Below are 20917 nucleotides of genomic sequence, written 5' to 3'. Positions count from 1 at the left end.
CCGCGCAACAGATGAAACATAAGCGTGTTATCCCTGGTTGTCGGCTGTCAGGCTGTGCTGCAACTTGAACAGCTCTGCGTCACCACGAATGCCAAGCTTTTTGAAAGCGGCCTGTTTTTGCCCACTGATGGTTTTGCGACTGCGCGAGAACTTCAAGGCAATCTGCGTCACCCCCATCCCCTCGAGACAACAGCGCAAGACTTCTTTCTCTTTAGGTGACAGCAGAGGATTACTGAGGAAATCGTCGCTGTGCGCCGCGCTCTCGTCTTTGGCACCGGCGGGCTCTTCGATCGATGCTGGCAACACGTCAAGCTCAAAGGCCATGGTGGGAGACAGGTACAACTGGCCGGACGCTGCACAGCGAATCGCAGTAATCAGGTCATCGACCGACTGTGACTTGCCGAAGAATCCACTGACGCCCGCCCCGACCGCCATGTTCACCACTGCCGGGCGCTCTTCTGAGGAAGAGACGAGGATGCGCATGCCCGGATATTGCTTGCGCAGCAGGCGGATCAGATTGAGCCCGTCCAGCTCCCCATCGTGCAGTTTGTAATCGAGTATCAGCAGGTCGATGTCGATTTCGCGCAATCCGGCGAGCAACTGCGCGCTGCTGCCATACACACCTACGACACTGAACTCGGCTTCGCGCGTCAGCCGCGACTTCATCGCCAGACGTATGAGCGAGTGATCATCAAGGATGGCAACGCGTAACGGATTCACGACTGACCAATGCATGAACAGCTCCATGATGAAGAGTGTTGGAGGACCATCAGCACTTGGCAACCGCAGCAAATCCCGGGCATCACCGAAGCATTCAGGTGCATCTGATTGATTTCTCGGCACATGATGAGTGTTTTAAAGGCGTGACGAAATAGGGCTTTGTCCCAAAAGTCAGAATGCCGCTTGCATCAACGATCGGATGTGCCTATTGCGCGGCGCCAGGATGACTTCTGACCCTCGAAACGCCAGTCGACCAAATGCGCCCAATTCATCGGGCGAGCATAGAAGAAGCCCTGCCCCCACTGACAACCAAGCCGCGCCAGATGCTGAACCTGATCTGCGGTTTCAATACCCTCTGCCACCACGCGCATGTCCAATTCCCGCGCCAGGGCCAACGCCCCGTGGATGACCGCGCTGTAGCGCGCCTGATGGAAATTCTGCACGAAGCCGGCGTCGAGTTTGATTTCGTTGAACGGCATCTGGCACAGCCGCTCAAGTGAAGAATAGCCGACACCGAAATCATCGATTGCCAGACTGAAGCCGAGCATGCGCAGACGCACCATGTTTTCCATGCTGATCTCGGGCATCTGCAGCAGGCCGGTTTCCGTGAGCTCGAAAATGAGCCCAGCTGGCGAGGCGCCATGGATGCGCAACAGCGCCTTGATCCGGTCGACAAGATTCGGATTGGCCATCTGCGTCACGTCGAGATTGAACGCCAGCTTGAACGGCTTGCCGTGAGACTGGACGAAGCGCTGCAGACTCAAGCCTTGCGTGAGCAGGCTGAAAAACATCTCATCGAGCAGCCCGCAGCGCTCGATCGTCGGCAAGAACATGCCCGGTGAAAGCAAACCGCGGCTGGGACTCTGCCATCGCACCAGCACCTCGGCGCCATCCACTTCACCACTGCGCAGATGAAATTTGGGCTGGAAGTAGGCGCGAAATTCCTGACGGCGTATCGCTTCGAGCACTTCGTTCTCCGAAGGCTGATCGAGATGACTTTCCACCACTTTGGCATCGCCCGGCGTGTGCGGCCGATAACGCGCCAACAATGGCCCCAGCACATCGACCATCAGAGGCTTGCCGACACTGCCAAGCAATTCCAGCCCCTGCAACGTGACAATCCGGTCAACCGTGCGCAACAAGTCTTCAGGCAGTGAACTGCAGATGATCACTGCACGAATCAAACCGGCCTCTCTCGCCAGGCGCAAGAACGTCAAACCATCCATCCCGGCCATGCTCAAGTCACACAATGCAACGTCCACGCCTCCAGCCTGGGATATCACAGCCAGCGCATCCTTGCCGTCAGCCGCCTGAAAGATATTTTTGTACCCCAGACTATTAAGCGCACTGACTGCCGCCGTGCGCTGAAAGGCGTGATCTTCCAAGACCAATATACGAAGCGTGTTCACAAACCTGGAACCTCTTTCTATCAGTCGTTAATAGCGAAAGTTTGAATAATCTTTCAAGCAGGACGCCCGCTCACAAACTTTGCGTTGACTGAGAATTTCTGCATCCGCGAATACTAGCCAGACAAAGACCGCACGACTTTGAGAATTGTCTCATTTGGTTCGCTGCACCATTACCGCAAATATGAATACGCCACTGCCATATTACTGACTGGCTCGCACCTTTATCGCTTTAAGACAAATCCCAAAGACCCGCCACCACCGCACACCTAATATGGCCTGGCATTTCAATGCAGCACTTCACAATAACTTCGGATATAAACATGAAAAAGTTCGCTTTCGCAGTACTCACTCTTTCCGTACTGGCTGCCTCCACTGGTGCAGTGGCTGAAGAAGCCGCCAAAGCTGTAAAAGGCGGCAGTGGTCAAATCAGCTTCACCGGCGTTATCAATAACGACGCTTGCTCGGTAGATGGCGCGTTGGGTAACGACAAGATGATTGCCGTGGACATGGGCAGCGTGTCGATCAAAGACATGGGCACCGACTCTGCTCCGGGCGCCGGTCGTGTGGCCGCCAACGATTTCAACCTGAAAGTGAACTGCAACGCTGGCACCAAGGTTTCGATGCTGTTCAAACCAACCGTAAACGGCGGTTCGGGCCTGGTTGATGGCAAGAAAGTTCTCAAGCTGCAGGGTGCAGACGCGGCCAAAGGCGTTGGTATCGCACTGCTGGACAGCAATGGCCAGTTGATCGACCTGAGCTCCGAAGCCACTGCCAAAGTGCAGACCAACCTGACTGGCGACGCAACCACAGGCGGTGACGGCACCCTGTCGTTCGCAGCCGCTTACGTCACCACCGGCGACAAGACCACCGCTACTGCCGGTACCGGTAACGCCACTCTGCCGTTCGTTCTCGAATACGAATAAGCAGCCCGCAATACCTGGACGGGGCCGCTGTGCCTCGTCCTTCCCGACCAGATTAATCGGTGAAATCTATGTTAAGTCGCTACTTTCCGCTTTGCCTGGGGCTTGCCGGGGTGTTGATGACGCACTCGGCATTCGCCAGCATCTCCTTGAGCTCCACCCGGGTTATCTTCGATGGCGCGCACAAAGAGGCGAATGTCACCGTGCGCAACGGCGGACAAACCATTCTGGCGCAATCGTGGCTGGATGCCGGCGACACGGCTGGCAGCGCACCGCCTTTCGCAGTTACTCCACCACTGGCCAAACTTGAGCCCAATCAACAGCAATTACTGAGGATTCTTTATGAAGGCCGCGGCATGCCTGCGGACAAGGAGTCGGTGGTATGGCTGAACGTGCAGGAAATCCCCCAGGCCAGTGCTGCCGATGTCAACACGCTGCAATTGGCGGTACGTCAGCGTATCAAGGTCTTCTTCCGCCCGGACGGACTCACCGGTGATGCCGCAAAGGCACCGGAGCAACTTGCATGGCAATTGGTCACTCAGGCTGGCAAGTCGGTGCTGAAAGTAAAAAACCAAAGCAACTACCACGTGTCGCTGGCGGATCTGAAAGTCGTTGCAGGGAAAAAAGCGGAATTGGTAATTGATTCGACAATGATCGTTCCAGGGGAAGTTCGCTCATTCAATCTGAAAGATCTGCCAGCTGGCACTTCGCATTTGAGTTTTTCAGCAATTAACGATTACGGCGCACAACAACGATTCGATGCACCACTAAGCGTTGCCGAAAGCCATGCCGAGCGCGTGAAAGATGCCTCCGCCCAGTAAATCCCCCGCCCCACCCTGCCAACTTACAAGCTATTCAAAAGTTCCGGACTCCGGTTGAAGCAACACGGACTGATAAGGCAAATTGCATGTTTTCCTCCCAACACCACACATCTGAAAGTTGTGTTAAGCATCATGTTGCGCGCCAGAAAAACAAAGCGGCGTTGGGCTGCCTGCATCCATTGTGCTTTGCTATCAACATGGCCATTTGCGGATTCGCCGTGGGCGCCGAAGCCCCGGCCGCAGTGGCGAGTGAATCTTTCAATACGCTGTTCCTTGAAGGTTCATCGGCGGTCGATCTGCAACCGTTGCTGAATGCCAACAGCGTCTTGCCAGGCCAATACCGCGTCGACGTGTTCAGCAACGGCACGCTGGTCGGGCGTCGCGATATCGATTTCGCGGCCAACCCGGTCAACGGCAAAGTCGAGCCACGCATCACCCTGGAACTGTTGCAGCAGCTGGGTGTGGACATGCGCAAACTGCGTGAGCAGGGTCTGGTTGACGAGCAACACCCTGCCGATCACTACGACCTGCCTGCAATGATCGAGCAAGCGAGTCTCAATTTCGATGCCAACCGCCTGCGCCTCAATATCAGTGTGCCGCAGGTCGCCATGGCGCGTGGCATGCGCGGCTATGTAGATCCGGAGCTTTGGGACCAAGGCGTGGCCGCCGGTTTCATCAACTACCAGCTGAGCAGCACCCGCAGCAAAACCGATTACACCACGCAAATCTCCAATAACCTGGGGCTGCGCAACGGCATCAACTTTGGTGCCTGGCGTCTGCGCAACGAATCCAACCTGAGCAGCTCCACCGGCCGGCCCAATCGTTTTGTCAGCAACCGCACGTTCATCCAGCGCGACCTCACGGCGATCAAGGGGCAACTGAGCGCGGGTGAAATCTTTTCCGACTCGGATCTGTTCGACAGCGTGCGCTACCAAGGCGTCAAGATCGCTTCTGATGAAGGCATGCGTGCAGACAGTGAGCGCGGTTATGCACCGATCATTCGTGGCGTGGCGGAAACCAATGCGAAGATCGAGGTCCGCCAGGACAACTACATTCTCTACACCACCAATGTACCGCCGGGTCCGTTCGAGATCAGTGATATCTACCCATCGGGCTCCAACGGTGACCTGGAGATCACCATTGTCGAAGCGGATGGTCGGCGCAAGGTAACCCGGCAGGCGTTCTCCGCCCTGCCGACGATGGTGCGTGAGGGGCAACTGAAGTACAGCCTGTCGAGCGGCAAGTTCAACAACAACAGCGAGGGCTATGACAAACCGGCTTTCCTTGGGGGCACTTTCGCCTACGGCTTGACCAGCAATCTGACGGGCATTGCCGGCATTCAGGCGAGCAACGGCTTCAAGGCGCTGTCCATCGGTGCGGCGAAGAACACCTCGATTGGCGCGATGTCCCTGGACGTTACGCAATCGTCCAGCAAGGCATTCGGCAAAACCACCCAGGGCAGCAGTGTCCGCGCGCTCTATGCAAAGACCTTCACCGGTACCGATACCAGCTTCACCCTCGCCGCCTATCGTTATTCGACCGAGGGTTACCGCACGCTGACCGACCATGTGCAGGACACCAGCGCCGGCGCTACGCGGCGCGCGGGCAATGCCAAAACCCGTACCGACCTCACGGTCAACCAGACCCTTGGCGAAGCGCGCCAGTTCGGCTCGCTGTATTTGAATGCCAGTGACCAGCGCTATTGGGATCGCGGTGGCTCGCGCAGCTTTTCCGCCGGCTACAACAACAATTGGCGCGACCTGAACTACAACATCAGCCTGAGCAAAACCCAGGAATTCGGCGCACGCGGTGACACCAGCAACGACACGCAATTAAGCGTTTCAATTTCGTTCCCGCTCGGATCGACACCACGCGCACCGCGTGCCTACGTCTCCAGTAACCATCAGAACGCCGGTACCAGCACGCAAGCCGGGATCAATGGTTATCTGACCGAGGACAGCGACACCTACTATTCCGTGCAGACCGGGCGCAGCGTCCAGGGCGAGCGCTCTGGCTCGCTCAGTTTGAGTACCCGTACGTCGATGGGCGATCTGGGCTTTGGCTACAACCGAGGCAGCGGCTATGAGTCGCAGAACCTGAGTGCGGCCGGATCGATCGTGGCTCATGCCGGCGGCATCAATATGGGCCAGACCGTCGGTGAAACGTTCGGCCTGGTGGAAGTCCCCGGCATGTCGGGCGTCGAAGTCAGCAGCTATTCGGGTGTGAAAACCGGCCTGAACGGCTATGCGGTTCTGCCTAACGCGCAACCGTACCGCGTGAACTGGGTAACGCTGGACACGCGTAACCTGGGCGGTGAGATCGAGCTGGACAATGCCACCCAGCAACTGGTGCCAAGACGAGGTTCGGTGGTTCTTGCACGCTTCGAAGGCAGCAAAGGCAGACGCGTCCAGTTTGAACTGTACGATGTCAACGGCCAGCCGATTCCATTCGGCGCGGTGCTGTTGGATAGCGACGGCAAACAACTGGCATTGTCAGATCCGACGGGCAAAGCCCTGGCGCTGGTGACCAAAGATCACGGTGTCATCACCATCAAGTGGCAGGGCAAAAGCTGCCCCGTGCCATACAAGCTGCCGGAAAAGGTCGAAGGTTTGAACTACGAGCAATATCGGTTGGCTTGCTCTTCGAGCGCGAAGTAGACCGACCGCGAGCTTGTCACCCTACGTCCCCTCAACCAAAACTCAGCCCTGATGATTCAGGGCTTTTAATGCGCGCGGTTTGGACATTGCCGATCAATAACATCGGAATTTGCAAAACAGCTGCAAGCAACGGCAATCAGTCCCAAGGCACCGGTGACCACGCTTCCACCAGCCTGTCGATAAACAGCCGAATCTTCGGCGACAGGTGTCGCTTGCTCGGGTAAATCACCCGGATTGGCTCGGCAGCCTCAGCGTACTCAGCGAGCAACTGCACGAGCTTGCCACTGCGCAGGTCATCGTTGACCACATAGGATGGCAACGTCGCGATACCGAGGCCTGCCGCAGTCGCCTGATGCAAGGCTTCGGCGCTGTCCATTTGCAGCCGTCCGGCATGAATGACCGGCACAGGCTGACCATTGACGCGAAAATTCCACGGCAGCAATCGGCCACCGCTCACGAAGTGCAGGCACGCATGCCCGGCGAGATCTTCGGGTGTCTGCGGTGCCGGATGTTCATTCAGATAATCGGGCGAGGCACAGGTGATCATTTGCTGGTAAGCCACCGTGCGCGTGAGTAGCCCGGAGTCTTCCTTGGGCGGACCGATGCGAATCGCCAGATCGAAACCCTCGTCGATCAGGTCGACCAGCCGATCGGAAAACGTCGCGTCGATGGCGAGCGACGGCCAGTCTCTCAAGCAGCGCTCGATGTGCTGCACAACGTGCAGCCGGCCCAGTGCTACCGGCAGGCTCATGCGCAAGCGGCCGCTGGGCGTCGAACGGCGGAACGCCAAAGCCTCTTCGACCTCGTCCAGATCCTGCAAGATGCCCACACATCGCTCATACAGCACCCGACCATCGTCGGTCAGGCTCAGGCTGCGGGTGGTGCGGTTGAGCAGACGGACCTGCAGACGCGATTCGAGCCGCACGATCGATTTACCGACGGCCGAGCGGGTCAGCCCGAGTTGCCTGGCCGCCGCCGTAAAACTTCCAGTATCCACCGAGGCGACGAAGGCGGCGATGTCGTTCAGGTTATGCAGTTCCATGAGGCCTCCGGGTTTGGCATTCAGGCGGGTGGGCACCGGTTATGGGGAACCCTATTCCCCAATCATGAGCATAACATCTCGATTAGTTAAGCCATCACTAACGAGGTCATATGAACACTGAAGTAAAAGCAGCCGTGCAAACCTGGGCCAACAGCCTCAGCGATCTGGTGCCCGTGCTGAAGGGTATCGATACCACCACTAAGATGAGCGACATCCGCGATGCCTACGCAAAAATGCTCGGGCAGAATCAACCACCGGCTGGCGTGAGATTTGAAGCAGTCGACATGGGCGGCGTGCCCGCTACGCTGGTGACTCCGGATGAACTCAAGACCGACGCGGTGCTGATGTACATCCACGGCGGTGCCTACATCGTCGGTCGACCTGACGGCTACCACGGCATCGGCGGCAACTACGCAAAAATGCTCGGCGCGCGGGTGTACATGCCGGATTACCGCCTCGCACCCGAGCATCAGTTCCCCGCCTCCATCGATGACACTTTGCGCGCCTATGAGTGGTTGCTTGAGCAGAACATCGCCGCCAGCAAGATTGCCTTCGCAGGCGAGTCGGCGGGTGGCGCGATGGTGGTCAGCGTGATGGTCGCGGCAAAATCCAAAGGCTTGCCCTTGCCCGCAGTGGGTTCGTCCATCTCGCCATGGGCCAACCTCGAACACACCGGCGCCTCCATGAGCAATCGTGAAGGCCTTGACCCGCTAAACTCCAAGCCCGTGCTGGATATCCTCGCGCGAGCCTTTCTCGGCGACACCTTGGCCAACCATCCGCTGGCGTCGCCGGTGTTCGCCGACGTCACCGGACTGCCACCGATTCTGGTACAGATCGGCGAAAACGAACTGATGCTCAGTGACGCCTTGCGTCTGGCCAATCACCTGGCGGACAACCGCGTCCGGGTCAATCTTCAAGTGTGGCCCGGCATGTTTCACGCCTGGCATTTCTATGCGGGCATGCTGGCCGAGGGGCAGCAGGCGCTGGAGAGTTCGGTGCGGTTTATCGAGGCGGGGTTGATTGGGGCGGCTTGCTGATCAGACAGCATTCGCTGCTGATCGGCGACACTTCTGGCTGTATAGCTCGGCGCCTTGGCGGTATGGTGGTTTGCCGACCGCCGAGGAACCCTTAATGCCGAAAAAACCACCACCCCCTGACAGCAACCCCAGCGCAGCCGACATCGAACGCGCCATTCTGGCCTTGAACAAAATGGCCGAACGCCTGTGGGGCGATGGGCGTGAATCCGAGGCCAAGGCGCTGCTCGATGCACTGGATGCGTTGAACCGCGCCCTCGACCGGATCCGCATCGGGGAAAGTCGCAGGGCCGTCACCCTGCACTGAATCAGACCTGATAAAACTCGCGATACCACTGCACGAACGCTTGCACGCCCTGCTCGATCGGCACCTGCGGGCTGAAGTCGATGCAGCGTGCCAGCGCCGATACGTCGGCCCAGGTCTTCAGCACGTCGCCCTCCTGCATCGGCAAATAACGGCGCTGAGCCTTGATGCCCAATGCCTGCTCCAGGCATTCGACGAAGCTCATCAGCGCTACTGGACTGCCGCGGCCAATATTGAACAAGCGATTGGTGCCGCCCTCGGCGCTGATTGCGGGCGGTTTGTCGAGCAGTCGGAAAACCGCTTCGACGATGTCATCGATAAAGGTGAAGTCCCGCGCCATTTCGCCTTGGTTGTAGAGGTCGATGGCGCGCCCGTTGAGCATCGCTTCGGTGAATTTGAACAGCGCCATGTCCGGTCGCCCCCACGGGCCGTACACGGTAAAGAAGCGCAGGCCGGTGGCCTGCAAGCCGTAGAGATGGCAGTAACTGTGGGCGAGCAGTTCGTTGGCGCGTTTGCTCGCGGCGTACAACGAAACCGGTTGATCGACCGGATCGTCTTCTGCAAACGGCATCTTGGTATTGGCGCCATACACCGAACTGCTCGATGCATAGATCAAGTGCTCTGTAGGGTGACGACGGCACGCTTCCAGAACGTTGAGAAACCCGACCAGATTCGACTGCGCATAGGCATCAGGATTGTCCAGCGAGTAGCGCACTCCGGCCTGCGCAGCGAGGTGAATGACCTGTTTGTAGTGGCCGTGTTCGAACAACGCGGTCAAAGCGCTCTGATCGACAATGTCCAGCCGCTGGAACGTAAAATTGACCAGCGTCTGCAATCTCTGCAAACGCGCCTGTTTGAGTTTGACGTCGTAATAAGGATTGAGATTGTCGATACCCACAACCTCTAGCCCTTCGCGACATAAACGCATGACCGTGTGATAACCGATAAAACCTGCGGCACCCGTTACCAGAACACTCATGATTGCCTCGGCTCACCGGTTTGACTTCAAGAAATATGCAGCACGAACATTTACCCGCGAACGACCGTAACTATTCATAGACGACCTTAGTTACTCGGGCCAGCAGCATCCGACGCGAGGCATCTAAAATCAAAACTTCTTACGAACCGAAACATGTAAGATTGAAACTAATTTGCTATCACGCGCACCATCTAACCTCCGCGACTTCAACAACTTCGAAAAGTTTAAAAAACCCGACGAATAAATTTCACCTTTACCAATCAATAACCTACGTGAGATGGCCATCATCAGCGGATGAAAGGTAATGTTTTTGACTGTTAGCAATTGACAGCTTGCAAAGACTGGCCGATAACTAATCACTGCCCGACGAGCTCGCGCCGACGCACACTTTTCTGCTCTCCGGCTATTTATGTAATTGGATCCTGAAGGTCGCAACTGCGAACCGTGCGGTAGCTTTGCTCAAACAAAAGCGCGGACTCGTTATAGCCAAGACGGCCATGGATATAACAAAAACCCAATCAAGTTGATTCATTTTTGAAACACTTCTTCTGCCAATAAACATTGATGCATCTGGCTCGGCACTTTGCCTTGATCAGCCTACTACCTACTAGCAACATGACGGCTAGTCCCACGTTATCGGCCGCCCTGCTTACACGATCGCTATGTATGGAGTACTCCAGCATGCTAACGGTTTGCCGCAACGGTTCTAACTGGTATTTATTGCAGTGCAAGCCCCGCCAGGATGAACGGGCACAACTCAATCTGCAGCAACAGAACTATTCGACCTTTCGGCCGCAGCTGATGAGCGAGCGAAGTATTCGTGGCAAACGCCAACGAACACTGGAATCGCTGTTCCCCGGCTACGTGTTCATTGAACTGAGCCGAGACGATAACTGGGCACCGATTCGCTCGACCCGCGGTGTCAGCCGCATCGTCGAATTCAACCATGTGCCCGCCCGGGTCGACGAAGACGTGATTGCGCAACTGCGCGAACGCAGCCAGGAGTCGCTCGGTTTTCCTGCCGAACCGACACTCAAGCCCGGCGAACCTCTGCAAATCGTCCAGGGCCCACTGTCCCCGCTCGAAGGCGTGTTCCTGTCCATGCAGGGCGATGAGCGCGTGATGATCCTGCTCAATTTTCTCAACCGCCAACAGCACGTCAGCGTCCCGCTGAGTTACCTCGAACGCCAGCGACAATAGTCCGGATCCGCTTCGCCCTGACCCCGACCCCCTTAATCAGGAGCGTGATCCATGGCTCTGAAGCCTCGCTGTTCCCTGGTTTTAGTCGTCGCCTGCTGTGCCCCCGAAGCTGCCTGGAGCGTTGAGCCGCAAGCGATCAATGTCTACGGCTTCGATTTCACCCCGACCTTTGCCTTGTCGGAAAGCTACGACGACAACTTTCGCGAAGTCGAACACGATGTCGAATCGACCATGGTCACCCGTCTGGCGCCGGCCTTCGAGCTCAAGGCCGAGGACCGCAACAGCGCCACGCGGGTGATCTGGGAACCGACCCGCTACATCTATCACAGTGCCTCAGACGCTTCGAACACCGCCCAGCGCCTGCGCGCCGACAGCATCATGGAGTTCACTGATCGGCATCGTCTGAAACTCGAAGCCGAGGCGCGCAAATACGAGCGCACCACCTCGACCGCCGTCGACGGCATCAACGACAAGATCGAGAGTCAGCGCGTCGGCGGCGTCTACACCTTTGGCGCGCGCAGTGCGCTGAACCAGATCGACCTCGGCGCCAGCTACGCACAGCTGCGCTACGACAACTCCGATGGCATCAACGATGACAAGGAACGCAACACCAGCAATCTGACCAGCACCTGGTATCACCGCCTCGGCAGCAAAACCCGTGGCTTGCTCGAATACGACCACACCCGCTTCGATTACCTGCAATCGAACAGCCCGCGCAGCAGCCGCTCCGACGCAGTGCTGGCCGGTGCCGAGTGGGACATGACGGCGAAAACCACCGGCAAATTGCGTGTCGGTTACGAGCGCAAGAATTTCGACCAGAGCGGTTCCGACGACCTGAGCAACCCGACCTGGCAAGTGGATCTGGCGTGGAAACCGCGCACCTATTCGACCTTCACCTTTCTCGCCCGCCAAGCCATGGCCGAGGGCGACGACGGCTCCGACGCGGTGAAAGCCACCTTCACCCAGATCGGTTGGCGTCACGGCTGGACCGAACGCATCACCAGCGTTGCCGAAGTCGGCATGGGCCATTACGTCTACGAAGGCCAGGACCGTAGCGACGATTTGCAGGACTACAAACTCGGCGTGAATTACGCAATGCGCCGCTGGCTGGACGTCGAAGTTGCCTACCGCCACCGCGATAACGACTCCGATGCCGACAACGAAAGCTTCACCCGCAATGTTTTCCAGATCACGTTCGACGTCAGTCTGTAGGAGGGTTGGGCCATGCATACGCGCCTGATTTTATTGTTGTTGCTGCTCTGGACAGTGCCCACGGTGGAGGCGGCGGACACCGACACCAATTACCGCCTGGCCGCTGGCGATGTCTTGCGCATCATCGTGTTCGGCGAGCCGGAACTGAGCTTCAAGAAGATCCGCCTCAACGATGCCGGGACCTTCTCCTACCCGTTTCTCGGCGAAATCGTCGCCAAGGGCCTGACGCCCAATCAGGTCGAACAAAAAATCGTCGATGGCCTCAGGCAAGGCTATCTGGTCGATCCGAAAGTCAGCCTCAGCCAGATCGAATACCGCCCGTTCTACATCAACGGCGAGGTGCAGAAGCCCGGCAGCTACCCCTTCCAGCCCGGGCTCACTCTGGAAAAAGCCATCGCCCTGGGTGGCGGCCTGACCGAGCGCGCCTCAATGAAACGCGTGACGATTTTGCGCGGCAGTGGCGGCCCGCCGGTCACCGAGAACATCTCGCGCACCACCGTCATCGCCCCCGGCGACACCATTTCCATTGCACAAGGCTTTTTCTGATCATGGACAACAGCCCAAGCACCTACCTCGAACGTCCGCTCCAGGGCCACTTGCCAACGCAAGCCGCCGATGAGTCGGATACCCTTGATCTGCTGCACCTGTGGCGGGTGATCTGGTCGGCGAAGTGGAACATCGCCTGGCTGGTGCTGCTCAGTTGCGCGCTGGCCGTGGCGGCGCTGTCGTTCATCACGCCGCAGTACGTCGGCAGTGCGACACTGCTGATCAAGGACAAGACGCCGCCGGTGTTGAGTTTTCAGCAAGCCGCCGAATCCGGCGGTGCCACCACCACTGATTACTTGCAGACCCAGCAAGCCCTGCTGCAATCGCGGGAGCTGGCCGAGCGCGCCGTGCGCAAACTTGGCCTGACTACCAACCCGATCACCGATCCACGCCAGCAGGCGCAGAGTTGGTTCACCCCGCGCCAATGGCTGGCGGACCTCAATCGTGACCAGTGGCTGCCATGGCTGGACCTGTTGCCGCCGCCGAAGCCGCCAGCGACCGAAGAACAAGTGTTCAACGACGTCACGCAAAACGTGATGCTGCACACCAGCGTCAAGTTTGTCGGCAAGAGTCAGTTGCTGGAAATCGACGTCGAGTTGCCCGACCCGGCACTCGCTGCGGCGGTGGCCAACGCCCTCGCCCAGGGTTTTATCGACAGCCAGCAGGACACCAGCCTGAAGTCTTCGCAAAACAACACCAGTTGGATGAACACCCGCCTGGTCGAGTTGCGCGACAACCTGCGCGTCGCCGAAAACAAGTTGCAGGCCTATCGCGAAGAACAGGGTCTGGTCGATGTCGACGGCGTCGCCACCATCAGTGCCAACGAGCTGCAGATGACCGGCAACCGCATGATCGATGCGCGCCGCGACCGTGCTGAAGCGGAGAGCCAGTTCCGTCAGGCGCAAGCCTTGAGCAACGGCGACATCAGTCGTTTGTCCAGCGTGCCGGCAGTGCTGAGCAATCCGCTGATTCAGCAGTTCCAGGCCGATCTGGCCAAGGCCCAGGCCAAAGTCGAAGAGTTGTCGGGCCGCTACGGGCCGAAGCACCCGGCGCTGATCTCCGCCCGATCCGAACAACGTACGGCGGCCAACAGCCTGCGCCTGCAAGTGCAGCAAGTGGTTGCCGGTATCGAGCGCCAGTATCAACTGGCAGTGGCCAGCGAAGACGCCCTGCGCAAATCCTTCAACAGCAACAAGGCGCAGATTCAGGACATTTCGCGCAAGGAATTCCAGCTGCGCGAATTCCAGCGTGAAGTCGACAGCACCCGAGCGCTCTACGAAACCTTCGTCACCCGCCTCAAGGAAACCGCTGCCACTTCGGACATGGATTCGGCCAAGGCGCGCATCGTCGACCCGGCGATCGCGCCGCTGGAAGCGAGCAAACCGCGCAAGAACCTGATTCTCGCAATTGTTGCGCTGGTCGCGGCGGTCGTCGGCATCGCCCTCGCCTTCCTCTTCGATACCTTGAGCAACACCTTCAAGACCGACGACACCGTCGAGAGCCTGCTCAATGTGCCGCTGCTCAGCGTCGTGCCGCTGGTGATGAAAAAGAGCCGGCGGCAGCTGGCGCGGCTGTTCGAGGACAACGACCACCCGCGTTTCTGCGAAACCATCCGCAACCTGCGCACCTGGCTGATGCTGCAAAACAACGAACGGCCGGCGCAGGTGGTGCTGGTCACGTCTTCGGTGTCCGGCGAAGGCAAAAGCACCATTGCCAACAATCTCGCTTCGTCGCTGGCGCCGCTGGAACGGGTGCTGCTGATCGATGCCGACATGCGGCAGCCGACGCTGTCGCTGAACTTCGATTTCCCGCCCCAAAGCCCCGGCCTCTCCAACCTCATGGCCGGCAGCGCGCGGCTGGAAGACTGCATCCGCAGCGTCGGCAATCTCGACATGCTCCCGGCCGGCTGCCTGACGCCATCGGCACTGGATCCGTTCGAGGCACCGCGTTTGAAAGCCTCGAGTAGTTCAAGCAACGCCGTGGCGCCCGCTCAGGATTTGCTCAGCTCTCCACGCCTCGGTCGGCTGTTGCAGATTCTCAAGTCGCGCTACCGGCACATCATCATCGATTCGCCGCCGGCAGAAATCGTCAGCGACGCACTGTTGCTGGCCCAGCATTCCGATGCGGTGATCTACGTGGTCAAGGCGCAGAGCACGCCGGTCGGCCAGGTGCGCAAAAGCATCGCCGTGTTGCAGCAGAGTCAGGCACCGGTGTTCGGCGTGGTGCTCAATCAGGTCGATCTGCGCAAGGCGCGCAAGTACGGCCATGGCCATTCCCGTTCCTTCTACGACTACGACTTCGCCCCGCGCTGATCCTTCGGGCCGTGCCGCCCGGCAACAGCAAATCCTTCCCTGTTCGACGAATCGGAGATCGCGCCGATGACCTCGCAATATTCCGCGCAAATGGCACACCGTCGCGGCCTCACCTTCTGGGTGCAATGGCTGTGCGCAATGACCCTGGTCAACCTGTTGCTGATCGTGCTGGTGCACTGGCGCATCGGCGAGTTGCCCAGTGAATATCGGCTGCTGATCATCCTCACGGTGCTTGGCTCGATGCCGGTCTACGGCCTGGTGCAGGTCTACCACAAGCGCCATGGTCTGCTGGTCGGCCTCGGACGTTTGCTCGCCGGCTGGCTGATTCTGCTCGGGCTGCTGATGAGCATCGCCTTCGTCACCCAGACCAGCGCGTTGTTCTCGCGGCAAGTGGTGATTGTCTGGGCCGTGGTCGGTTTTCTCGCCCAGGCGGCGACGTTTCTGCCGCTGCATCTGTTCGTGCGCATGTACACCAAAATGATTTGCAACGAGCGCCGCGCGGTAATCATCGGCACCTGCCCGACCGCCCATGAACTGGCGCGCAAACTGCTCGACCCGGATCGCGCGCTGCTGCTCGGTTTTGTCGCGGCAAAAGCCGACAGCGGCCCGGCGCCGAGCATTCTGCCGCTGCTCGGTGAGGTCGAGGACATTCGCGAAATCATTACGCGGTTGCAGGCGCGGCGCGTGTACATCGTGCTGCCGATGGCCGAGGCAGCGACCATCGAAGCGTTGTACATCAACCTGCTCGACATGAACGTCGACGTGGTGTGGATTCCCGATCTGGGCAGCATGGTCCTGCTCAATCATTCGATCTCCGAGATCGAGCGGATGCCGGCGATCTATCTCAACGAAAGCCTGCTCACTTCGCACCCCGGCAGCCTGTTCTGCAAGGACCTGTTCGAACGCAGCGTCGCTGCGGTGGCGCTGATTCTGCTCAGCCCGCTGCTGCTCGGCGTGGCCATTGCGGTCAAGCTGACGTCGCCGGGGCCGGTGCTGTTCAAGCAGAACCGTCATGGCTGCGACGGCGAAGTGATCCGCGTGTGGAAATTCCGCTCAATGCGCGTGCACGACGATCAGCAAGTGCGTCAGGCCACCCGCGACGACGACCGCGTCACACCGCTGGGACGCTTTCTGCGGCGCAGCTCCATCGATGAGCTGCCGCAACTGTTCAACGTGCTGTTCGGCCACATGGCGCTGGTCGGCCCGCGCCCGCACGCAGTCACCCACAACATCTATTACACCGGCAAGGTGCGCGCCTACATGGCGCGGCATCGGCTCAAGCCTGGCATCACCGGGCTGGCACAGATCACCGGGCATCGCGGCGAAACCGAGACCGTGGAAAAGATGCAGCGCCGGGTCGCCCAGGACCTCAATTACATCAATCAATGGTCGCTGTGGCTGGACATCAAGATCCTGCTGAAGACGCCCTTCACCCTGTTCTCGAAAAACATCTACTGACAGCGGCCAGCGCTCTGGCCCACCCCGCCACGCATGAGGTTGTCCCATGAATGTGAGTGTATTCGGTATCGGTTATGTCGGACTGGTCCAGGGCGCCGCGCTGGCCGAGGTTGGCCACAACGTGCTGTGTGTGGATGTCGATGCGGCCAAGGTGCAGGCCTTGAACGACGGCACTCTGCCCATCTACGAACCCGGGCTGAAAAGCCTGGTGCGGGACAATCATCACAGCGGCCGTCTGCAATTCGGCAGTGATCTGGCCGCTGCGGTAAAGCACGGCGATGTGTTGCTGATCGCGGTCGGCACGCCGCCGGACGAGGACGGCTCGGCGGATCTCAAACATGTGCTCAGCGTCGCCCGCACCATCGGCGAGCACCTGCGCGGCGAGCAGATCATCGTCGACAAATCCACGGTGCCGGTGGGCACAGCGGACCGGGTGCGCGAATGCATCAGCGCCATCCTCGGCGAAAGTGGCCGTGGTGCACTGACCTTCGATGTGGTTTCCAATCCGGAATTTCTCAAGGAAGGTTGCGCGGTCGACGACTGCATGCGCCCGGACCGGATCATCATCGGCACCGACAGCCCGCGCGCCGAAGCGCTGATGCGCGAGTTGTACGAACCGTTCAATCGAAACCGCGAAAAAATCATCGTCATGGATGTGCGCAGCGCCGAGCTGACCAAGTACGCGGCCAACTGCATGCTCGCGACCAAGATCAGTTTCATGAACGAAATGGCCGGGCTCGCGGAAAAGCTTGGCGCCGACATCGAAATGGTTCGCCATGGCATCGGCTCGGATCCGCGCATCGGCTACCAGTTCATCTACCCCGGTATCGGTTACGGCGGTTCGTGTTTTCCCAAGGATGTGCGCGCGCTGATCCACGCCGCCCACGGCGTCGACATCGATGCGCGCCTGCTCCGCGCGGTGGAGTCACGCAACAACGAGCAGAAGAGCACGCTGTTCCACAAGATCGCTGAGCACTTCAACGGCGCGCTGGAAGGCAAAACCTTCGCGCTGTGGGGCCTGAGCTTCAAGCCCAACACTGACGACATGCGCGAAGCCCCCAGCCGCGTGCTGATGGAGGCGTTGTGGCGAGCCGGCGCCAGCGTGCAGGCGTTCGACCCGAAAGCCATGGAACAGGCGCAGCAGCTTTACGGCCCGCGCGATGACCTCTCGTTGGCGGGGACCAAAGAGGCGGCGCTGAAAAATGCCGACGCGCTGGTGATCGTCACCGAATGGCAATCGTTTCGCGCACCAGACTTCGAACTGCTCGCCCGCCAGTTGAAAAATCCGCTGATCTTCGATGGCCGCAATCTGTTCGATCCGCAACGCCTCAGCGCACGCGGCTTCACCTACATCAGCGTCGGCCGGCCAACCTGCGCCGCTGAAGCACAGGATCTCGCATCATGATCCGCCTGGAATTGCTCGACCGTTATTCGCCGGCCCTGCTGGAATCCAACCGGGCGTTCTCCTTTCTCAACTTCGCCTCGATCGGCAGCTTCATCCGCCAGCCGCCGCCGTCGCTGGCGTATTTCTGCGACGGCATGCTGATGTCCGGGTTCATGTCGCGCATCACCGGGCGCGCGGTGCAGCGGGTCAGTTTCGATTTCACCTCTATTGCCGACCCGGTGTTGCGCGAGTCCGAGCAGCGCGGCAAACGCGTCTACGTGGTCGGTGCGAAGCAGGCAGAGCTTGACCGCTTCGTGGAAAAACTCGGTATGCAGTACCCGCGCCTGCAACTGGTCGGCGCGCACAACGGTTACTTCGACGCCGAACAAGGTGCGGCAATCCAGTCAGACATCCGTCGGCAGCAGGCCAACCTATTGCTGGTCGGCCTCGGCGCCGGTCTGCAAGAGCGCTTTATCCTCGAAGCACTGCGCGGTGGTTTCAGCGGCGTGGCGTTCACCTGCGGCGGTTTCATTCGTCAGGAGGCCAATGCCAGCGAGCGTTACTACCCCGACGCGATCAATCGCCTGCACCTGCGCGCCTTTTACCGCATGTACCGCGAGCCGCACACGATCAAGCGCTACCTGCTCGACTACCCGAGCAATGCCCTGCGCCTGACCGAACTGATTCTGCGCCAGCAAGTGGCGATCAATGTCACCGCCCCATGAGGATTGTGCCGATGCATATTTTGTTCACGCTCAAGGATTACCAGACTGGCGGCGGCGTCGAGTGCGTGCAGCAACGCCTCGCCGAGCAGTTTCTGGCGGACGGTCGGCGGGTGAGTTTTTTCGTCATGAACGGCGACTCGCCCAACGTCGACGGCGCGCCAAGCATGGCCGGTGGCGGCAGTGGGCTCGCGGGCTGGCTGAAATCGATCGTGCTGCTGCGCCGCCTGATTCGCCGCGAAAGCGTGACGCACCTGATCGGCGCCAAGGAGCAGGCCAATCTCTGCACCTGGTTCGCCACCCTGGGCAGTCCCTGCAAAGTCATTTACACCCGCCACGCCGCGCTGGATTGCGCCGAGCAGAACACCGGGCGCGCCAGCCTGCGGCTGTTGTACGCGCTGTATCTGTGCGGCAGCGGCAAGGTGGTCGCGGTGTCCCACGGTCTGCGCCAGTCGCTTGCCGGGTTGATCCCGTGGGGGCGACCGCGCATTCGTTATTGCCCGAACGCAGTGATCAGCGAACAACTGATGCGTGCGGCACAAGCGCCGTTGCCAGGTGGTGTGCCCCATCATTACTGGCTGGGCATCGGCCGATTGGTGGAAACCAAGGGCTTTGATCTGCTGCTCGAAGCCTACGCGCTGGCGGCGCAACAACGCCCGCTGCCGTATCTGGTGATTGCCGGCGACGGCCCGTTGCGCGCTCAGCTTGAAGCGCAGGCGCAACGGCTGGGCATCGAACGTCTGGTGCATTTCACCGGGCATCTGCGCAATCCCTATCCGCTGATCCGTCATGCGCAGCTGTTGGTGCTCAGCTCTTTGCACGAAGGCTTGCCGACGGTGCTGGTCGAGGCGCTGGCGCTGGGCACTCCGGTGATCTCCACCGACTGCGGCAGCGGGCCGCGCGAGTTGCTCGACGATGGACGCCTCGGGCGTTTGGTCGGTGTCAATGATGTGCCGGCCCTGACCGAGGCAATGCTCGACAGTCTGGCCAACCGCGAACCGCCAGCTCCAGCCCGACATTCAGTCAGCGAAGCGATCCTGCCCTATACCAGCCAGTACGCCGCCCAGGCCTATTACCAGGTATGGAACCGATGAAAAAGCTGCTGATCATCCTCCAGGACCTCGGCGCCGGTGGCGCGGAGAAAATGATGGTGCGCCTCGCCGGCGCCTTGGTTGAGGCCGGCAATGAAGTCACGCTGCTGATGCTCACCGGTGCCGGCATCAATCAACCGGCGCTCGACCCACGGGTCAGGCAAGTGTTGCTCGACAGCCCGCGCAGCGCCGCTGCCGTGCCCGCGCTGATGCGCTTTTTGCGCAGCAATCGCTACGACGCGCAACTGGCGGTGCTCACTCATGTCAACGTCGTGGCGATTGCCGCCGCCGCGTTGTCCGGTACCTTGGCGCGGCTGCATGTCAGCGAGCGCAATGCCTTTTCGCGGGACAAGCACGTCAACCCGGCCCTGTCGGTCAAGCTCGCCTACTGGCTGGCGCCGTGGCTGTACCGGCTGATTCCCAACCCGGTGATCTGCGTGTCGCAAGGCGTCGCCGAAGACCTGGTCGACACCACCATCGCCCGCCCGCGCGATGTGACGACCGCTGACAACCCGGTGCTCGACAACGATTTTCGCGACAAACCCGCCGCCGCGCCCAGCCATCCCTGGCTGAAGGACAAAACCACCCCGGTAATCGTCGCTGTAGGACGCCTGGCGCAACAAAAAGGCTTCGACACCCTGATCGACGCCTTCGCCCGCCTGCCGCAAGGCGATGCGCGGCTGATCATCTTCGGCGAAGGCGCTTTGCGCGGCGAACTGCTGGCCCAGGCGACAGCGCTCGGCGTTGCAGAGCGTTGCGATCTGCCGGGGTATGCCAGCGACCCCATCGCCGAAATCGCTCGGGCCGATTGCTTTGTTTTGTCGTCACGTTTCGAAGGCAGCCCCAACGCCCTGGTCGAAGCCCTGTCGACCGGCACGCCGGTGGTAGCGACCCGCTGCCCGTATGGCCCGCAGGAAATTCTCGCCGATGGTGCCGTCGCGCCCTTGGTCGAGGTGGACGATCCGGCCGCCCTCGCCGCCGCGATCAGTGCGCAAATGGCCACGCCGCGAGCCGTGCATCGCCAGCGCCGCATTGATGCTGCCGCGCGCTTTGTCAATGCTCGCGCGGTGCAGACCTACCTCAAGGCGTTACTCGGGAGGCGCTGA

18 protein-coding genes are annotated in these 20917 nt (G+C 59.8%); 14 read left to right on the top strand and 4 right to left on the bottom strand.

What is annotated here, in order from left to right; translation table 11 throughout:
- Nucleotides 1-27 precede the first annotated feature (27 nt).
- Both OK411_RS14225 and OK411_RS14220 read right to left on the bottom strand, forming a co-directional pair.
- Nucleotides 28-735 (bottom strand): response regulator transcription factor, encoded by a 708-nt coding sequence (locus OK411_RS14225; protein WP_016774579.1) that lies wholly within the window; start codon nt 733-735, stop codon nt 28-30.
- A gap of 173 nt (nt 736-908) precedes the next feature.
- The gene (locus tag OK411_RS14220) at nt 909-2129 is read right to left on the bottom strand and encodes an EAL domain-containing protein (RefSeq protein WP_024012832.1); all 1221 of its coding nucleotides are present in this window, start codon (nt 2127-2129) and stop codon (nt 909-911) included.
- Nucleotides 2130-2449: 320 nt separating this feature from the next.
- On the opposite strand from OK411_RS14220, the gene OK411_RS14215 reads away from it, so the two are divergent.
- The 3 genes from OK411_RS14215 (at nt 2450) to OK411_RS14205 (ending at nt 6527) form a co-directional block, all read left to right on the top strand.
- Nucleotides 2450-3052 carry a fimbrial protein gene (locus OK411_RS14215; protein WP_101159472.1) on the top strand — a complete coding sequence of 201 codons (603 nt, stop codon included), beginning with the start codon at nt 2450-2452 and terminating at the stop codon, nt 3050-3052.
- Nucleotides 3053-3120: 68 nt separating this feature from the next.
- Nucleotides 3121-3870: a molecular chaperone gene (locus tag OK411_RS14210; protein WP_130899379.1), complete on the top strand. Its 750-nt coding sequence runs from the start codon at nt 3121-3123 to the stop codon at nt 3868-3870.
- 197 nt (nt 3871-4067) lie between these two features.
- On the top strand, nt 4068-6527 hold the full coding sequence (locus OK411_RS14205; RefSeq protein WP_264365186.1) for a fimbria/pilus outer membrane usher protein: 2460 nt from the start codon (nt 4068-4070) through the stop codon (nt 6525-6527).
- A 136-nt stretch (nt 6528-6663) separates the two neighbouring features.
- Here OK411_RS14205 and OK411_RS14200 read toward each other — a convergent pair whose 3' ends face one another.
- A complete protein-coding gene (locus tag OK411_RS14200) occupies nt 6664-7569 on the bottom strand; it encodes a LysR family transcriptional regulator (protein ID WP_264365185.1) in 906 nt (301 codons plus the stop codon).
- Between the two features lie 110 nt (nt 7570-7679).
- On the opposite strand from OK411_RS14200, the gene OK411_RS14195 reads away from it, so the two are divergent.
- Nucleotides 7680-8606: an alpha/beta hydrolase gene (locus OK411_RS14195; RefSeq protein WP_264365184.1), complete on the top strand. Its 927-nt coding sequence runs from the start codon at nt 7680-7682 to the stop codon at nt 8604-8606.
- 94 nt (nt 8607-8700) lie between these two features.
- Entirely contained in the window at nt 8701-8910 is a 210-nt protein-coding gene (locus OK411_RS14190) for a hypothetical protein (RefSeq protein ID WP_206420356.1), read from the top strand.
- A 1-nt stretch (nt 8911) separates the two neighbouring features.
- Here OK411_RS14190 and OK411_RS14185 read toward each other — a convergent pair whose 3' ends face one another.
- A complete protein-coding gene (locus OK411_RS14185; protein WP_264365183.1) occupies nt 8912-9886 on the bottom strand; it encodes an NAD-dependent epimerase in 975 nt (324 codons plus the stop codon).
- A 681-nt stretch (nt 9887-10567) separates the two neighbouring features.
- Between OK411_RS14185 and rfaH the strand changes: the two genes are divergently transcribed.
- The 9 genes from rfaH to OK411_RS14140 all read left to right on the top strand — a co-directional run bounded on the left by rfaH (nt 10568) and on the right by OK411_RS14140 (nt 20917).
- The gene (gene rfaH / locus OK411_RS14180) at nt 10568-11086 is read left to right on the top strand and encodes a transcription/translation regulatory transformer protein RfaH (RefSeq protein WP_110599474.1); all 519 of its coding nucleotides are present in this window, start codon (nt 10568-10570) and stop codon (nt 11084-11086) included.
- A 51-nt stretch (nt 11087-11137) separates the two neighbouring features.
- Nucleotides 11138-12298, top strand: a complete 1161-nt coding sequence (locus OK411_RS14175) for an outer membrane beta-barrel protein (RefSeq protein WP_122699309.1) — start codon at nt 11138-11140, stop codon at nt 12296-12298.
- A gap of 12 nt (nt 12299-12310) precedes the next feature.
- On the top strand, nt 12311-12844 hold the full coding sequence (locus OK411_RS14170; RefSeq protein ID WP_071172312.1) for a polysaccharide biosynthesis/export family protein: 534 nt from the start codon (nt 12311-12313) through the stop codon (nt 12842-12844).
- 2 nt (nt 12845-12846) lie between these two features.
- Nucleotides 12847-15156, top strand: coding sequence for a GumC family protein (locus OK411_RS14165; protein WP_264365182.1), 2310 nt, complete (start codon nt 12847-12849; stop codon nt 15154-15156).
- A 66-nt stretch (nt 15157-15222) separates the two neighbouring features.
- Nucleotides 15223-16614, top strand: a complete 1392-nt coding sequence (locus tag OK411_RS14160) for an undecaprenyl-phosphate glucose phosphotransferase (RefSeq protein ID WP_122704523.1) — start codon at nt 15223-15225, stop codon at nt 16612-16614.
- A gap of 46 nt (nt 16615-16660) precedes the next feature.
- On the top strand, nt 16661-18019 hold the full coding sequence (locus OK411_RS14155) for a UDP-glucose dehydrogenase family protein (protein ID WP_264365181.1): 1359 nt from the start codon (nt 16661-16663) through the stop codon (nt 18017-18019).
- Complete coding sequence (locus OK411_RS14150; protein ID WP_264365180.1) at nt 18016-18723, top strand: WecB/TagA/CpsF family glycosyltransferase; 708 nt, start codon at nt 18016-18018, stop codon at nt 18721-18723. Before OK411_RS14155 ends, OK411_RS14150 begins: the two co-directional genes overlap by 4 nt.
- 11 nt (nt 18724-18734) lie before the next feature.
- Complete coding sequence (locus tag OK411_RS14145) at nt 18735-19814, top strand: glycosyltransferase (RefSeq protein WP_264365179.1); 1080 nt, start codon at nt 18735-18737, stop codon at nt 19812-19814.
- Entirely contained in the window at nt 19811-20917 is a 1107-nt protein-coding gene (locus OK411_RS14140) for a glycosyltransferase (protein WP_129998626.1), read from the top strand. Before OK411_RS14145 ends, OK411_RS14140 begins: the two co-directional genes overlap by 4 nt.

This window comes from Pseudomonas sp. RG1, assembly GCF_025910115.1.
In the GTDB taxonomy this organism is placed as follows: domain Bacteria; phylum Pseudomonadota; class Gammaproteobacteria; order Pseudomonadales; family Pseudomonadaceae; genus Aquipseudomonas; species Aquipseudomonas atacamensis.
The sequence above is the reverse complement of the archived record's forward strand: the minus strand, read 5'-3'. Positions and strand labels throughout refer to the sequence as shown.

Coding starts and splice junctions, on each gene's coding strand:
- OK411_RS14165 (WP_264365182.1), top strand. CDS start 12,847: ATGGACAACAGCCCAAGCACCTACCTCGAACGTCCGCTCCAGGGCCAC.
- OK411_RS14200 (WP_264365185.1), bottom strand. CDS start 7,569: ATGGAACTGCATAACCTGAACGACATCGCCGCCTTCGTCGCCTCGGTG.
- OK411_RS14170 (WP_071172312.1), top strand. CDS start 12,311: ATGCATACGCGCCTGATTTTATTGTTGTTGCTGCTCTGGACAGTGCCC.
- OK411_RS14225 (WP_016774579.1), bottom strand. CDS start 735: ATGCATTGGTCAGTCGTGAATCCGTTACGCGTTGCCATCCTTGATGAT.
- OK411_RS14195 (WP_264365184.1), top strand. CDS start 7,680: ATGAACACTGAAGTAAAAGCAGCCGTGCAAACCTGGGCCAACAGCCTC.
- OK411_RS14205 (WP_264365186.1), top strand. CDS start 4,068: ATGGCCATTTGCGGATTCGCCGTGGGCGCCGAAGCCCCGGCCGCAGTG.
- OK411_RS14140 (WP_129998626.1), top strand. CDS start 19,811: ATGAAAAAGCTGCTGATCATCCTCCAGGACCTCGGCGCCGGTGGCGCG.
- OK411_RS14185 (WP_264365183.1), bottom strand. CDS start 9,886: ATGAGTGTTCTGGTAACGGGTGCCGCAGGTTTTATCGGTTATCACACG.
- OK411_RS14150 (WP_264365180.1), top strand. CDS start 18,016: ATGATCCGCCTGGAATTGCTCGACCGTTATTCGCCGGCCCTGCTGGAA.
- OK411_RS14155 (WP_264365181.1), top strand. CDS start 16,661: ATGAATGTGAGTGTATTCGGTATCGGTTATGTCGGACTGGTCCAGGGC.
- OK411_RS14210 (WP_130899379.1), top strand. CDS start 3,121: ATGTTAAGTCGCTACTTTCCGCTTTGCCTGGGGCTTGCCGGGGTGTTG.
- rfaH (WP_110599474.1), top strand. CDS start 10,568: ATGCTAACGGTTTGCCGCAACGGTTCTAACTGGTATTTATTGCAGTGC.
- OK411_RS14145 (WP_264365179.1), top strand. CDS start 18,735: ATGCATATTTTGTTCACGCTCAAGGATTACCAGACTGGCGGCGGCGTC.
- OK411_RS14175 (WP_122699309.1), top strand. CDS start 11,138: ATGGCTCTGAAGCCTCGCTGTTCCCTGGTTTTAGTCGTCGCCTGCTGT.
- OK411_RS14160 (WP_122704523.1), top strand. CDS start 15,223: ATGACCTCGCAATATTCCGCGCAAATGGCACACCGTCGCGGCCTCACC.
- OK411_RS14215 (WP_101159472.1), top strand. CDS start 2,450: ATGAAAAAGTTCGCTTTCGCAGTACTCACTCTTTCCGTACTGGCTGCC.
- OK411_RS14190 (WP_206420356.1), top strand. CDS start 8,701: ATGCCGAAAAAACCACCACCCCCTGACAGCAACCCCAGCGCAGCCGAC.